General features: G+C 48.9%; 11 protein-coding genes. All 11 read left to right on the forward strand.

Annotated elements, in window-relative coordinates; genetic code table 11:
- The first annotated feature begins 70 nt into the window (after positions 1 to 70).
- The 11 genes from B4V02_RS03925 (at position 71) to B4V02_RS03975 (ending at position 14,759) form a co-directional block, all read left to right on the forward strand.
- Positions 71 to 2,551: a glycoside hydrolase family 95 protein gene (locus B4V02_RS03925; protein ID WP_094153821.1), complete on the forward strand. Its 2,481-nt coding sequence runs from the start codon at positions 71 to 73 to the stop codon at positions 2,549 to 2,551.
- The gene (locus B4V02_RS03930) at positions 2,548 to 3,894 is read left to right on the forward strand and encodes a GH1 family beta-glucosidase (RefSeq protein ID WP_007432179.1); all 1,347 of its coding nucleotides are present in this window, start codon (positions 2,548 to 2,550) and stop codon (positions 3,892 to 3,894) included. The genes B4V02_RS03925 and B4V02_RS03930 overlap by 4 nt, the downstream gene beginning before the upstream one ends.
- Positions 3,895 to 4,108: 214 nt before the next feature.
- Positions 4,109 to 4,357 (forward strand): hypothetical protein, encoded by a 249-nt coding sequence (locus B4V02_RS03935; protein ID WP_007432178.1) that lies wholly within the window; start codon positions 4,109 to 4,111, stop codon positions 4,355 to 4,357.
- 340 nt (positions 4,358 to 4,697) lie between these two features.
- On the forward strand, positions 4,698 to 5,675 hold the full coding sequence (gene cyoA / locus B4V02_RS03940) for a ubiquinol oxidase subunit II (RefSeq protein ID WP_094153822.1): 978 nt from the start codon (positions 4,698 to 4,700) through the stop codon (positions 5,673 to 5,675).
- Positions 5,676 to 5,700: 25 nt separating this feature from the next.
- Positions 5,701 to 7,677, forward strand: a complete 1,977-nt coding sequence (locus B4V02_RS03945; protein WP_007432176.1) for a cbb3-type cytochrome c oxidase subunit I — start codon at positions 5,701 to 5,703, stop codon at positions 7,675 to 7,677.
- On the forward strand, positions 7,677 to 8,285 hold the full coding sequence (cyoC, locus tag B4V02_RS03950) for a cytochrome o ubiquinol oxidase subunit III (RefSeq protein WP_007432175.1): 609 nt from the start codon (positions 7,677 to 7,679) through the stop codon (positions 8,283 to 8,285). The genes B4V02_RS03945 and cyoC overlap by 1 nt, the downstream gene beginning before the upstream one ends.
- On the forward strand, positions 8,286 to 8,621 hold the full coding sequence (cyoD, locus tag B4V02_RS03955) for a cytochrome o ubiquinol oxidase subunit IV (protein WP_007432174.1): 336 nt from the start codon (positions 8,286 to 8,288) through the stop codon (positions 8,619 to 8,621). It begins immediately after the preceding gene.
- A gap of 185 nt (positions 8,622 to 8,806) precedes the next feature.
- Positions 8,807 to 9,928 (forward strand): NADH:flavin oxidoreductase, encoded by a 1,122-nt coding sequence (locus B4V02_RS03960; protein ID WP_094153823.1) that lies wholly within the window; start codon positions 8,807 to 8,809, stop codon positions 9,926 to 9,928.
- 157 nt (positions 9,929 to 10,085) lie between these two features.
- Positions 10,086 to 10,454, forward strand: a complete 369-nt coding sequence (locus tag B4V02_RS03965) for an ArsR/SmtB family transcription factor (RefSeq protein WP_007432172.1) — start codon at positions 10,086 to 10,088, stop codon at positions 10,452 to 10,454.
- A 186-nt stretch (positions 10,455 to 10,640) separates the two neighbouring features.
- Positions 10,641 to 12,971, forward strand: a complete 2,331-nt coding sequence (locus B4V02_RS03970; protein WP_094153824.1) for a heavy metal translocating P-type ATPase — start codon at positions 10,641 to 10,643, stop codon at positions 12,969 to 12,971.
- A 336-nt stretch (positions 12,972 to 13,307) separates the two neighbouring features.
- A complete protein-coding gene (locus tag B4V02_RS03975; protein WP_094153825.1) occupies positions 13,308 to 14,759 on the forward strand; it encodes a PEP-utilizing protein in 1,452 nt (483 codons plus the stop codon).
- Positions 14,760 to 14,845 lie beyond the last annotated feature (86 nt).

Here is a 14,845-nt window from a genome sequence, read left to right on the forward strand (position 1 = left end):
GACAGAGCGCTTGTCCTAGAGGCAATACGGGATTGACGCTCTGTTTTAGCTCAGGTGGGGAGGGTTTGATGTGACAAAAGGGGAAAAGCCGCAGTCCCTGCGGTTATGGTATCGCCAACCTGCTGAGGTATGGGAGGAAGCATTGCCCGTCGGCAATGGAAGACTCGGCGCTATGGTGTTTGGCGGGATCAGAGAGGAGCGGTTGCAATTAAACGAGGATACACTCTGGTCCGGATTTCCAAGAGATGGGGTTCAGTATGATGCATTGCGATACTTGAAGCCCGTCAGGGAACTGATTGCAGCTGGAAAATACAAGGATGCGGAACATCTGATCAATACGCACATGCTGGGTTGCAATACGGAAGCGTATCAGCCTTTGGGAGATTTGTGGATTACGCAGAAGGGCTTCGGAGAAATCACGCATTATGAACGGGAACTGGACTTACCGACCGGAACAGCAGCAGTTGCTTTTCATAGCGATGGCATCCGTTATACGCGTGAGGTTATCGCAAGTAGCCCAGATGGAATCATCATGGTATCGCTGACTGCGGATAGGGCTGGGCAGATTAATGCGTCAGTGCGTATAACGACGCCGCATCCTTGTGAAGATGAGTCAGGCGAGGATGAACATTTTGCTGTTTTATCCCAATGGGATAGCGATGTGGCTGAGGGGCTATCCGATGAAGCGACGAGGAACTGTATTACGCTGAACGGACGAGCGCCCAGTCATGTGGAATCCAATGATCACGGTGATCATCCGCAGTCGGTCGTTTACGAGCATGATCTGGGCACGGCTTTTGCGGTTCAGGCGAGGATGGTTTCCGAGGGAGGAATCGTAACGGCGAAGGATGACGGAACAGTAATCGTTTCGGGCGCCGATACACTCACGGTGTATTTGGCGGCGGCGACCGGATTTCGGGGATTCGACGTGATGCCCGATAGTGATCCGGCGGAGTCAGCAGAGGCCTGCCAGATCACTTTGGATAAGGCGATATCGCTGGGGAGCGAGCAGGTGCGGCAACGGCATGAGCAGGATCATCGCACACTGTTCGACCGTGTCGCATTGGAGCTTGGGGGTGACACTCGAGCCGAAGAGTTGATTCTGCCCACTGATCTGCGCTTGGAGCGTTATAAGCAAGGGGAGGCGGACCCGGGTTTGGAGGTGCTGTTGTTTCAGTATGGGCGCTACCTGCTCATGGGCAGTTCACGCCCGGGCAGTCAGCCCGCCAATCTCCAGGGCATCTGGAATGATCGGGTGCAGCCGCCGTGGAACAGTAATTATACAACCAATATAAATACACAGATGAATTACTGGCCGGCCGAAATATGCAATCTTGCCGAGTGCCATGAGCCCCTGCTGCACATGGTTGGAGAAATCAGCCGCACGGGACGCAGAGTGGCTTCCGTCAATTACGGCGCTCAAGGATGGGCAGCCCACCACAATGTAGACCTGTGGAGATACGCCGGACCGTCAGGGGGCCACGCCAGTTGGGCATTTTGGCCGTTAGGGGGTGTATGGCTGACCGCCCATCTGTGGGAACGTTATCTGTTCACACAGGATACAGCCTATTTGGCGGAACAGGCTTATCCGCTGATGAAGGGTGCGGCTGCCTTTTGTATGGATTGGCTCATAGAAGGCCCGGATGGCTGGCTCGTTACCTCTCCCTCCACATCACCCGAAAACAAATTCATCACATCGTCCGGCGAAGAGTGCAGTATATCCATGGGTTCTACGATGGATATGACACTGATCCGGGAACTGCTCGGCAACTGCATTCAGGCAGCGGATCTGCTGGAATTAGACGAAGAGTTCCGCAACCGCTGTGAAGAGACTCAGCAACGGCTACTGCCTTATCAAATGGGCCGTCACGGGCAGTTGCAGGAATGGTTTGTCGATTGGGAGGAAGCGGAGCCGGGACATCGGCATGTTTCGCATCTGTACGGTTTGTACCCCGGCCGACAAATCCATATCCGCGATACTCCGGAGCTGGCAGAGGCGGCCCGCATATCGCTGCACAGGCGGCTGGATCATGGTGGAGGCCATACCGGGTGGAGCTGTGCTTGGCTGATTAACCTGTACGCCCGGCTGGAGGATGGCGAGGCGGCGCATCGGTATGTTCGCACCTTACTGTCGCGTTCGACCTATCCCAATCTATTCGACGCTCACCCGCCTTTTCAGATTGACGGCAATTTCGGCGCGACGGCGGGCATCGCGGAAATGCTGCTGCAAAGCCGTCCGGGTGAGCTGACCTTACTGCCTGCCCTGCCTGCAGCATGGTCGCAGGGACGGGTCAGCGGATTGCGGGGGCGTGGCGGGATGACGGTCAGCATAGAATGGTCCGGTTCCCGGCTCGTCCGTGCGGAACTTATCGCATCTGTCCCGACAGGTAACTGCATCATTCGCTGTGCACAGCCCTTTAGCGCAGATGCCCGGCAAGCCCAGCCTGATCCAGAGCACGGTGGATTCATTCTGTCATGGATTTTTACCAAAGAGCAGGAAATAACGGACGGACATATGATTATTATTCTTGGAGAGGAAGATCGAATATGACCATTTTTCAATTTCCGCAGGACTTTATGTGGGGAACGGCAACGGCAGCCTATCAAATTGAGGGGGCTTATCAGGAGGGGGGAAGAAGCCTGTCCATTTGGGATACCTTTGCTCATACGCCTGGCAAGGTGTTTAACGGAGATAACGGAAATGTAGCTTGCGACAGCTATCATCGCTACGAGGAGGATATCCGGCTGATGAAGGAGTTGGGCATTCGTACATATCGTTTTTCGGTGTCATGGCCGCGTATATTCCCGAATGGTGACGGTGAAGTCAACCAAGAAGGCTTGGACTATTATCATCGCGTAGTCGATTTGTTGAACGAAAACGGGATTGAACCGTTCTGCACCCTGTATCACTGGGATTTGCCACAGGTGCTTCAGGATGCGGGAGGCTGGGAAAATCGCCGCACGATTCAGGCATTTGTCCAGTTTGCCGAAACGATGTTCCGTGAGTTTCACGGAAAAATACACCATTGGCTCACATTTAATGAACCGTGGTGCATCGCTTTTTTATCCAATATGCTGGGCGTTCACGCCCCTGGTCTGACGAATCTCCAGACAGCCATCGATGTGGGACATCATCTGCTGGTTGCACATGGCCTTTCTGTGCGTCGTTTCCGCGAGCTGGGCACCAGTGGTCAGATTGGCATCGCGCCCAATGTCTCATGGGCTGTACCCTACAGCACTTCCGAGGAAGATAAAGCCGCTTGTGCACGCACGATTTCCCTGCACAGTGACTGGTTTCTCCAGCCTATTTATCAAGGCTCATATCCACAGTTTTTGGTAGACTGGTTTGCGGAGCAGGGAGCCAGCGTACCGATTCAAGATGGGGATATGGACATCATTCGTGAACCGATTGATATGATCGGCATCAATTACTATAGTATGTCCGTTAATCGCTTTAATCCCGAAGCCGGGTTCCTTCAATCCGAAGAGATCAATATGGGACTGCCAGTCACGGATATCGGCTGGCCGGTGGAATCACGTGGGCTGTATGAGGTACTGCATTATTTGCAAAAATACGGCAATATCGACATTTACATTACAGAGAACGGGGCATGCATCAACGATGACATTGTGAACGGCAAGGTTCAGGATGACCGTCGTATTTCGTATATGCGTCAGCATTTGGTGCAGGTACACCGGGCTATTCATGACGGGCTTCATGTCAAAGGATATATGGCATGGTCATTGATGGACAATTTTGAGTGGGCAGAAGGGTACAATATGAGATTTGGCATGATTCATGTCGATTTCCGCACACAGGTCCGCACCCCCAAGGAAAGCTATTACTGGTATCAAAATGTGGTCAATAATAATTGGCTGGAGACCAGACGCTAAAAAGATCTGTTTTGCAATAGCGGAGCTGGTTCCGTCTTCACTACCTTTGGTTTGAACAGCAGGTCCTTCGGGGTAATAATAGCCAAGATATGTTACAGGTTGTTCCAAGTATGTATAGACTAAAGGGAATAAAAAAGCAAGATATGTGCATACTGACAAAAATACCTGACGAGGGCGTTTGAAACTATTTTTTAGACTGGAGGGAGTGAAGGGGATGGCTGCGAATTTTAGGAAATCAGGATCAACTGACTACCAAATGAGCCGCATGGTATCTGCTATCGCGTGGATTGCCTGCATTGCAGGTATTATTCTTATTTTGTTTGATCTGGGGAATTTAAGCGATCGTAATATATATTTAATGACAGGTATTGGCTGCTTCGCTGCCGGAATATTTATTTTTCTCATTGGAAAAGCGTTTGTCATTGCCCGTAAGAAGGAAGACCAGGAAAACGGCCGCAGCTAGCATAAATAAAAATGAGAGAACATATCCAATAAAACAACATCGTGGGTCTTCGAGCAGTGTAGCGTGATAACTGTACGGAGGCCCGCTTTTTGCTTTAATATAGCTTCTTTGCGATACATAAATATCGTATTTTATGTCATTTTCTTAGTGATAAATGATTTTTGAATTTGCAAGAGAAAATTTATTTTTAGAGAGATTTTTCACAAAAAACGGACAAATAATCGACAATTTTGTTAACAATAAAAAAAGTGACCGCTTTTCTGCTATCTTATATAGGGGCAACATTACAGGAGTTCGTTAGTTTTGAGTAATTTACTATTTCTAAGGAGAGGGGAACAACATGAACAAAAAACCAAAAGCGATTATTGCGTTGGTTTTGACCGTGCTCACGGTAGCATTGCTCATTTGGACGTGTTTTTATGCTGGCGGAAAATACGTTGTTTTCGATCCGAAAGGACCCGTTGGGCAAGCACAAAAAGAGCTGATCATTATTACGACGGCTTTGTCTGCGCTTATAATTGTTCCGGTCATGATTTTGACTTTCTTCATCATTTGGCGCTATCGTGACTCAGCGACTAACAAAGTAAAGTATCAACCCCACTGGGATGACAGCAAAAAGCTGGAGACCGTATGGTGGGCTATTCCAATCATCGTTATTTGCATCATTGCGGTGATCACTGCAAGATATACCTACTTGCTGGAGCCTTCCAAGCCAATTGCAAGTACACAAAAGCCGGTAACCATTCAAGTGGCTTCACTGGACTGGAAATGGCTCTTTATGTACCCGGAAGAAGGTATAGCTACAGTTAACCAGGTTCACATTCCTAAAGGTGTTCCAGTCCGTTTTGAACTGACTGCCGATGCCCCGATGAACTCGTTCTGGATTCCGCAATTGGGCGGTCAAATCTACACCATGTCAGGCATGGCTATGAAACTGCATTTGCAGGCCGATCATGAAGGAACTTACTTTGGCTCGGGTGCAAACTTTAGCGGTGAGCATTTTGGACAAATGCGATTTGATGTAGAAGTCCAGTCGGATGAAGCGTATAAAAACTGGGTCGCTGACATCAAGAAGCAGTCCAAACCGTTGACAAAGGACGGCTATTTGGCGCTTGCAAAACCAGGTTTGTCCCAGCCTGATGAGTATTCTTCGATTCCCGACGGATTGTTCCAGAACATCGTAACCAAATACGTAGTAGACGGTGCTTCCAACCCGCATGCAGGACATGGAGCATCCACTGAAGATTCTTCCAAGTCCGGCACAGAAGATAAAGGTGCAATGGACATGAGTCATATGAATATGAGCGGACACAATTAAATGATTATAGGGAAGGAGGCTCCCAATGCTTGATAAAATAAAAGAGTTTGCATCCACTTTCTTCGTCACTGGAGATCCGATGATTTATGGAGCGGACGTTTCCATCGCTCTTGCGACGATCGGGATCGTGTTTGTGCTCACTTATTTCAAAAAATGGGGCTGGCTTTGGAAAAACTGGTTGACGACTGTTGACCATAAAAAAGTCGGTATCATGTATATCCTCGCGTCCATCCTGATGCTATTCCGCGGTGGTGTGGATGCCTTATTGATGCGTATTCAACTTGCTTCACCGGATGTTACATTGCTGCATCCTGAGCATTACAATCAGATCTTTACAACACATGGCACGATCATGATCTTGTTTATGGCGATGCCTTTGATGTTTGGTTTGTTTAATATCGCGGTACCGCTTCAAATTGGTGCGCGCGACGTAGCGTTCCCTTTCCTGAACGCACTGAGCTTCTGGCTTTTCTTTATGGGAGCGATGTTGTTCAACCTGTCCTTCGTTATTGGCGGTTCGCCAGATGCAGGCTGGTTGAGTTATCCGCCGCTTTCCGAATTGCAATTTAGTCCCGGCGTCGGCGAGAACTTCTATATCTGGGGTATTCAGATTTCGGGTATAGGTTCATTGGCTACTGGGATCAACTTTATTGTTACCATTATTAAAATGCGCGCACCTGGTATGACCTGGATGAAAATGCCTGTCTTTACGTGGTCCGTATTTTCATCGTGTGTTATTATCATTTTCGCGTTCCCGATTCTGACGATTACTTTGGCTTTGCTATTCCTTGACCGCTTCGGAGGAGGACACTTCTTTACCCTTGACTTTGGCGGCAACCCGATGATGTATATCAACCTGATTTGGATGTGGGGTCATCCTGAGGTATACATTGTAGTATTGCCTGCTTTCGGTATTTATTCCGAGGTCATTAGCGTATTCTCCAAAAAGAAATTGTTTGGCTACAAATCCATGGTTTACGCCATGTTCATTATTGCGATCCTGTCCTTCTTCACCTGGGCGCATCACTTCTTCACGATGGGATCAGGCGCAGATGTCAATGCATTCTTTGCGATTTCGACGATGGTTATCGCAATCCCGACAGGTGTTAAGGTGTTTAACTGGCTGTTCACGATGTATCGGGGTAAAATCGAATTTAAAACTCCGATGATGTGGTCTATTGCTTTTATTCCGAACTTCCTGATTGCAGGTTTGACGGGTGTCATGTTGTCTGTAGCACCTGCGGACTTCCAGTTCCATAACAGTTACTTCTTGATCGCTCACTTCCACTCCGCTCTGATTGGCGGTGTAGTGTTCGGCTATCTGGCAGGTCTGTACTACTGGTGGCCTAAAATGTTCGGCTTCACGCTGCCTGAAACGCCTGGCAAATGGGCTTTCTGGTTCTGGAATATCGGTTTCTATGTATGTTTCATTCCGCAGTATTCCCTCGGTCTGATGGGTATGACACGTCGTCTGAGCACTTACGGCTGGGATACCGGCTGGCAGCCGCTTAACTTTGTTTCAACCATTGGGGCATTCCTGATGGGGATCGGTTTCTTGTTCCAGGTTCTTCAAATTTTGCTGGGTATCAAGAATTTCCGCAAGCTGAAGGATACAACAGGCGACCCTTGGGGTGGTCATACGCTCGAATGGTCGATTCCTTCACCTGCACCGGAGTACAATTTTGCTACCATCCCGCAAGTAGAAGAACGTGACGACTGGTGGGCAGAAAAAGACAAACGTGCAAAAGGTATTTTCAGAAAGCAACCACCAATTGAAGCAATTCATATGCCGAAAAATTCGGCGATTCCGTTCATTATGTCAGTGTTCTTTTTCATCGCAGGCTTTGGGTTCGTATTCGGTTGGTCGTTCTTCTATATTCCAGGGCTGATCGGTGTGGCAATTTGTATGATTTGCCGCTCGTTCTTCTCCTATGATGCCGATTACTATATTCCTGCAGATGAAGTAAAACGCACGGAAGCCGCAATAAGGGGGTCTGTATAATGGCACAAGCTGCAGCACATCACAGCCATGATCATGACCACGGGCATCACGATCCGCAAGAATTGAAGATGCTTGGTTTTTGGATCTTCCTTGTAACGGACGTGATCCTGTTCAGTACCTTGTTTGCAACCTTCGTTGTCCTTCGGAACAATACGGCCGGAGGGCCGGGGGGCGCAGAGCTGTTTAACATGACAGGGGTTATTATTGAAACGTTCCTCTTGCTTACAAGCAGCTTTACAAGTGGTCTGGCCGTGTTGGCCATGAACAAAGGAAGCCTGAAGGGATTAATCAGCTGGTTAATCGTGACGGCGATCCTGGGTCTTGGTTTTATCGGTTTTGAAGTTTACGAGTTTGTTGAAATGGTACACGAAGGAGCCAATTTTGGAACCAGTGCGTTCCTGTCGGCATTCTTCACACTGGTCGGTACGCACGGACTTCACGTTTCCTTGGGTCTGGTGTGGATGATCGGACTCATGTTCCAGGTGAAAAAGCGTGGGCTTACTCCTGAAACGAAGGGTAAAGTCTCAGCATTGAGCTTGTACTGGCACTTTTTGGACGCTGTCTGGATCTTCTTGCTGTCAGTTGTCTATTTGATGGGGGTGATGTAGGTGGCACAGCATCAATCAGGAGCAGGTTCGCATGGTCATGATGATTCTCACGGTTCAGTGAAATCCTATGTTATCGGGTTTATTCTGTCCATCGTACTGACCATCATTCCTCTCGGTGTGGTTATGAATCATATGTTGAGCCGCACTTCAACCATGGTCGTTATTTTGGCCACGGCAGTGCTGCAATTCCTGGTTCAGCTTTTCTTCTTCATGCACATCCGTGAGAGCAATGGACCACGCTGGAATGTCATGACTTTGATCTTCGGGGTAGTTATCCTGTTGACCATTGTGGGTGGTTCCGTGTGGATTATGGAATACAACATGGTAGCACACTAATTAATGGTGCGAGCAACACTGTAGTAAGAGAGGAATTGGCATTCAGCTGATTCCTCTTTTTTCGTGAAATCTATTTAAAAATACAAACTGTGGCTCCTTGAACTCAAGTTTACATATGTGTAAAATGGAATTGTATAACAGATGAGTAAAAACGATAATACTATTGAGAGTGGAGGAACAAAGTAATGAATACCGAGTTATTGTTTAGCCCTTTTCAAGCAGGTAATTTAGTTCTGCCCAATCGGATCGTTATGGCTCCCATGACACGGAATTTTTCGCCTCAAGGCATCCCGGGGCCTGAGGTTGCCGAGTATTATCGTCGCCGTGCGGAAAATGCTGTTGGCTTGATTATTACGGAGGGAACTGCAATTAATCACCCAGCGGCTGTGGAAAGCACAGGTATTCCCAACTTTTATGGTGATGGATTGAAAGGGTGGGCGAAGGTCGTTGAAGAAGTCCATGCGGCAGGCGGCAAGATTATACCGCAGCTCTGGCATGTGGGCACAGCTCGCCAAATAGGTGCGGATAACCAGCCGAATCCTGAAGCACTGCCTGTCGGTCCGTCCGGGATCTCACCTTCCGGTGAAAAAGTTGTTGAGCCGCTGAGCGTGACCGAGATTGCTGATATTATCGCAGCCTTTGCACAGGCTGCCGCTGATGCCAAGCGGGTGGGTTTTGACGGTATTGAGCTTCATGGAGCGCATGGCTATTTAATTGATCAGTTTTTCTGGGATAAAACGAACAAACGTACAGACCAATACGGGGGCGATTTGGTTCAGCGTACCCGGTTTGCGGTGGAGGTTATTGAGGCTTGCCGTCGTGCAGTGGGGCCGGATTTCCCGATCGTACTGCGGTTTTCCCAGTGGAAAATGTATCACTATGATGAAAAATTGGCACATACACCGGAGGAGCTTGAACAGTTTCTGGCTCCGTTGGTCAAGGCCGGAGTGGATGTATTTCACTGCTCTAGCCGGCGCTTTTGGGAACCGGAATTTGCAGGGTCTGATTTGAATTTGGCGGCCTGGACCAAAAAGCTAACAGGCAAACCCGTTATTACGGTAGGCTCCGTTGGCTTGGAAAAGGCTTTTCTGAGTGAACGGGAAAATAATCACAGAGAGAACGATAGATCCAATAGCGTACAGGCGAGACTGGAACAGCTTGTTGGTCTGGTAGAGCGGGAAGAGGTTGATTTGGTTGCGGTTGGACGGGCTTTATTGGTAGACCCGGCATTTGCGGTCAAGCTGCGCGATCATCAGACAGAAGAAATTATCCCTTACAGTGATGAAGTTTTGAAATCATTGAATTAAGCTTGCTTTGAATGCAATGTCATAGAGCGCGGGCAGAGCCAGTCAATGGAGACTTGAAATTTCCCTGTTACAGGGCAAGCTGTAATATAAGCTATTCGTAAACTCTACGAATTTGCTATAATAGGAGTATCAAGTCGAAACACATGGGGTGAAAAGGATGAATTCTGAAACGGAAGCTTTGGATTGCGAGCCGGCTTGTCACGGTTCAGACCAAGAAATTGAGCGCATAAAATCTTCCCTTGTTGAGGATTCCATCGCATACAAAATGTCGGAGCTGTTCAAAGCACTGGGTGATCCGACACGGATCAAGCTCATATACGCCCTGGCTCAAAAGGAGCTGTGTGTTCATGATTTGACTCAGGTGTTGAACATGGGGCAATCTGCGGTATCCCATCAGCTTCGTTACTTGCGCAACCTGCGTATTGTCAAACGGCGGAAGGAAGGCAAGACGGTGTTTTATTCGTTGGATGATAATCATGTGGAGCAGATCTTTTTGCAAACCCATCAGCACATTTCACATCAATAGGTTTATTGGATAAACATCAGCAGAGCGCCAAAGAATTGGCGCTCTTTTGGTGTATGTCCGGTGAATTTGATTTTTTTATGAACATGGGCCATTATCATTGACTTCTGATCCTGATTCTGAATATAATGGCCTTAACAAATCATATATGAACAAGTGCTCATATATAGTTATTGGAGGCCAATAAATATGGATGCTCTGAAAAGAACGGAACGTCACGAATGGATTCTGGATGGCTTGGATTGTGCCAACTGCGCTCTAAAGATTGAAAATGGAGTCAGTAAAATAGAAGGCGTGCTTGATTGCTCGGTCAATTTTGTTACGAAGACGTTGACGATGACCGCAAGCTCGGACCAAAAAGAAGAGATTTTTCGCCAAACAGAACAAAAGGTTCACAGACTGGAGCCTCATGTTCGGATGATTGTCAAAAATGCTCGGGGACGGTTGCGTGAAGATAGCCGAAGTGAAGCTGGCACAGTGCATACAGGCAGCACGGAGGACTGCGCATGCGGTCATGAGCATGCTGGTCATACTCATAGCCATGAAGCACATGGCGAGGAAGCATATGTGCACAACGGGCATGACCATGCCACCCATGCTCATTCGCATGGAGATGACAGCCATGCCGGGCATACACATGATCACGGTACGGACGGTATGCGCCGCATGATTGTACGTTTGGCTGCAGGTGCAGTCATTGCAGCTGTTGCCTGGTGGTTGCCCGTGGAAGGTATAGGCAAGCTGGCGCTGTTCTTGCTGGCATATATCATCGTCGGCGGTGATGTGGTCCTACAGGCTGCACGCAGCTTGGTACGGGGAATGGCCTTTGATGAGTACTTTCTGATGACGCTGGCAACTGTTGGAGCCTTTGCAATCGGGGAATACCCGGAAGGCGTAGCCGTCATGTTCTTTTATCAAATCGGAGAGCTGTTCCAAGGCATTGCTGTCAACCGTTCCCGCAAATCCATCAGTGATCTGATGGATATTCGACCGGACTATGCCAACCTGAAGACGGCTGACTCTGTACGGAGGGTTTCGCCAGAGGACGTTCGGATAGGTGATTTGATCGTAATTAAGCCGGGAGAGAAGATTCCGCTCGATGGCAAGGTTGTGGACGGTAAGTCGCATGTGGATACCTCGGCGTTGACAGGTGAATCTGTGCCTCGTACCGTTGAGCCGGGAAGCAGCGTATTGAGTGGATTTATGAATACGAACGGGCTTCTGACCGTAGAGGTCAGCAAGGAATTTGGTGAATCCACAGTCTCCAAAATTTTGGAGCTGGTACAAAATGCGAGCGCCAAAAAAGCGCCGACTGAAAAGTTTATCACCAAGTTTTCCAGATACTATACTCCTGTTGTAGTTATCGTCGCGCTGCTGCTGGCGGTCATTCCGCCGCTTGTCGTACCGGGTGCACAGTTTGCAGATTGGGTATATCGTGCGCTCGTTTTCCTCGTTATCTCTTGTCCGTGTGCGCTGGTGGTATCCATTCCGCTCGGCTTCTTTGGCGGAATCGGGGCAGCTTCACGTTCAGGTATCCTGATCAAGGGCGGGAACTATCTTGAAGCCCTGAATCATGTAAAATATGCTGTTTTTGATAAAACAGGTACGCTCACCAAAGGTGTTTTCCGCGTGACAGGGGTTTACCCTGCGGATGGCTTTACGAAGGAAAGCTTGCTGGAAACTGCTGCATTGGCGGAACTGCACTCCACGCATCCTATCGCAGCATCTCTGCGCGAATCCTTTGGTCAAGAGCTTCAACCTGAGCGGGTTCAGCAATATAGTGAAATATCCGGTCACGGGATTCAGGCACAGATTGATGGTCGTCTGGTGTTGGCCGGGAATGCGAAGCTGATGGAGCGGGAGCATGTTGCTTTTGACGCAGCGCAGCAGGCAGGGACGCTGGATGAGGGAACGGTCGTTCATGTGGCTGTGGATAGTGTTTATGCCGGATGTATTCTGATCTCGGATGAGGTCAAGGAGGACGCGGCGAAGACGGTTGCTTCACTGAAAAAGCTGGGTGTGGTGAAAACCATCATGCTAACGGGTGACAATCGGACGGTTGCTGAGGCTGTAGGGCGTCAACTGGGCCTGGATGAAGTACGGGCAGAGCTGTTGCCTCAGCATAAAGCCGAAGCAATTGAGCAGCTGTCTGCAACTAAGAAAACAGGCGACAAGGTTTTATTTGTGGGCGACGGGATCAATGATACCCCTGTACTGGCGCTGGCGGACGTAGGTGTAGCGATGGGCGGCTTGGGTTCGGATGCTGCGATTGAGGCAGCGGATATCGTAATCATGAACGATGAGCCTGCAAGACTGGTTACGGCGATTCATATCGCCAAGCATACACGTCGTATCGTATGGCAAAATATTATATTTGCGTTAGGTATCAAAGCGGTATTTCTCACGTTGGGCGCGTTCGGTATTGCTACCATGTGGGAGGCTGTATTTTCCGATGTAGGTGTAACATTGCTGGCTGTATTGAATGTGATGCGTGTATTAAAGGCCCGTTCTTACGAATAAAACTTACGAACTAAAACTTACGTAGTACAAAATCAAACACTCCTGGATTAACATTGGATGTATGCATCCTGTGAAATCCGGGGGTGTTTTTTTTTAACCAGCACGTTTTGAATGGTGTTTGTTGTCAGCAGTAATGGAGGTTGATTTTATGATTTCCGATCGTTGTACAGAGATGTATAAATGTGGGCTGTACCTAATACGTTAAGGTAGGGACTTTACAGCAAAGCTCATCTGAATTCCATTTGGCGTCTAATTAGTAAGCGTTTTCTTTTTTTGGTGGGATACTCGAATTCTTGTATGCCAACCTGCTGGCGGAAGAAAGGAAGGATTAGTAGCATGGAGGCTAAACTGATGCATATATTCACAGGGCTGTGGGATAGCAAAAACAGCGGGGATCGCGAAGACCCCGAGCCGGGAAGGGAGGCTGCTGCTGCACAGAGACTGGCTATCGAGTCGGTGCTCGCCGGGCGCAATGAAGTATCTGCCTCACAGCAGGAAGACCCGTTGGGCTGGCTGATCGGAATAGTCGAACAGGGCAAGATCAGCCAAGAGGAGGCATTGCTGGCTGTGACCCCGGAGTTGCTTGGGGAAATAACGCTGAATAAGGGTAACACCGATAGCAGGAAAGCGATAGATACACTGTTAAAATGGAGCGATGAATACAGACATACACCGATACGGATTTATGGGGATGCTCCTGAAAATGTGAATCGTTTAAGCACCATGCCGGCATCTATCCCAGATATAGAAAGCTTTGACGGCTACAGCCTTTTGCACGGCCCCTTGTCACAGACGTCCAGCCGTGTTGGGGAATTATGCTATGCCTATCTGGATGCTGCAGAATCTGGACAGATGAATCCTGTCCCTAATGGGAAGCCCAACCCCATCCCTATTCCAGGCTCCTGTGCATCAGACACGTACAAAACGTTTAATAAGGCGTCTGGCTTGCCTGGTTTGTGTGAACATTTGTCCCGCCGAATCATCGGTCTGCTGGAAACGGAGTATGAAGGCTTGTTCGAATCTTTGAACGGATCACCGCTCAGTATAGCCCTGATCGAACAGAATAACGCAGTGGGCATCGGCAGCCTGCAAGATATGCAATTGGAAGCATTGCTGCGTGCAGCATTGCGAAGCGTTCGCCAGGGAGGAGAGCCTCGCCTGGAGATTTTGGTGCGCAATCCGGCTGACGTTAGCCAATTTCGGGTAACCCGGGACTGGATTGACGGTGTTGCCGAGCAAACCTTATGTGGACGCCTGCGTTGTATTCCGTATCGGGTAGGCGTTTTATTGACGGTAGATGTGTCTATGAAGCCTGACGAAAGCCAACCGCGGAATGGACATTCCGGGGAGCACGCCAGCGCCAATCATATGCCGGAAGTGAACGCACAACAGATCAAGCAGGCGTCTCAAGCGGCGGATATGACACGCTTTGCTGATATGATGATTTTAGAGGTCACCCCGATTGTATCCGCTAACAGTGAGGCTGAGGAGCGGTTAAATTCGGCTTGCGCGAATGATCGTAGAAACAGTGCCGCTGCGCTCAATGGCATAACGGAGGCTATTCGGTGTGTAAAGCCTGAGCTTCCGATCTGGTTGGCGTTAGCTGAAATTTATCCGTTTCTGGATGGGGCTGCAATCTGGGAAAACGAGCTGACGGGGATCATCTGTCCGAATGAAGCCGTTCCGGCTGCACGCATAGGGACTGCGCGTTGTGGAATTCTGCAGTGCTCGGAGCAGCAGCATTCATCGGATGCTTTACACAAACATGCGCAGCAATTTCCACTGTAGTACCAAAGCTCGAAGGTAACACGAAATTCAAATGCGGACTGCTGTAAAATCAAAAGGGTGCCTGCGTTATTTACGTGGGTATCCTT

It is taken from the genome of Paenibacillus kribbensis (assembly GCF_002240415.1).
GTDB classification, from domain to species: domain Bacteria; phylum Bacillota; class Bacilli; order Paenibacillales; family Paenibacillaceae; genus Paenibacillus; species Paenibacillus kribbensis.

What these genes read in the sequence shown, in the direction of transcription:
- B4V02_RS03945 (WP_007432176.1), top strand. Translation starts at nt 5,701, where the DNA reads ATGCTTGATAAAATAAAAGAGTTTGCATCCACTTTCTTCGTCACTGGA.
- B4V02_RS03935 (WP_007432178.1), top strand. Translation starts at nt 4,109, where the DNA reads ATGGCTGCGAATTTTAGGAAATCAGGATCAACTGACTACCAAATGAGC.
- cyoA (WP_094153822.1), top strand. Translation starts at nt 4,698, where the DNA reads ATGAACAAAAAACCAAAAGCGATTATTGCGTTGGTTTTGACCGTGCTC.
- B4V02_RS03930 (WP_007432179.1), top strand. Translation starts at nt 2,548, where the DNA reads ATGACCATTTTTCAATTTCCGCAGGACTTTATGTGGGGAACGGCAACG.
- B4V02_RS03960 (WP_094153823.1), top strand. Translation starts at nt 8,807, where the DNA reads ATGAATACCGAGTTATTGTTTAGCCCTTTTCAAGCAGGTAATTTAGTT.
- cyoC (WP_007432175.1), top strand. Translation starts at nt 7,677, where the DNA reads ATGGCACAAGCTGCAGCACATCACAGCCATGATCATGACCACGGGCAT.
- B4V02_RS03970 (WP_094153824.1), top strand. Translation starts at nt 10,641, where the DNA reads ATGGATGCTCTGAAAAGAACGGAACGTCACGAATGGATTCTGGATGGC.
- B4V02_RS03975 (WP_094153825.1), top strand. Translation starts at nt 13,308, where the DNA reads ATGGAGGCTAAACTGATGCATATATTCACAGGGCTGTGGGATAGCAAA.
- B4V02_RS03965 (WP_007432172.1), top strand. Translation starts at nt 10,086, where the DNA reads ATGAATTCTGAAACGGAAGCTTTGGATTGCGAGCCGGCTTGTCACGGT.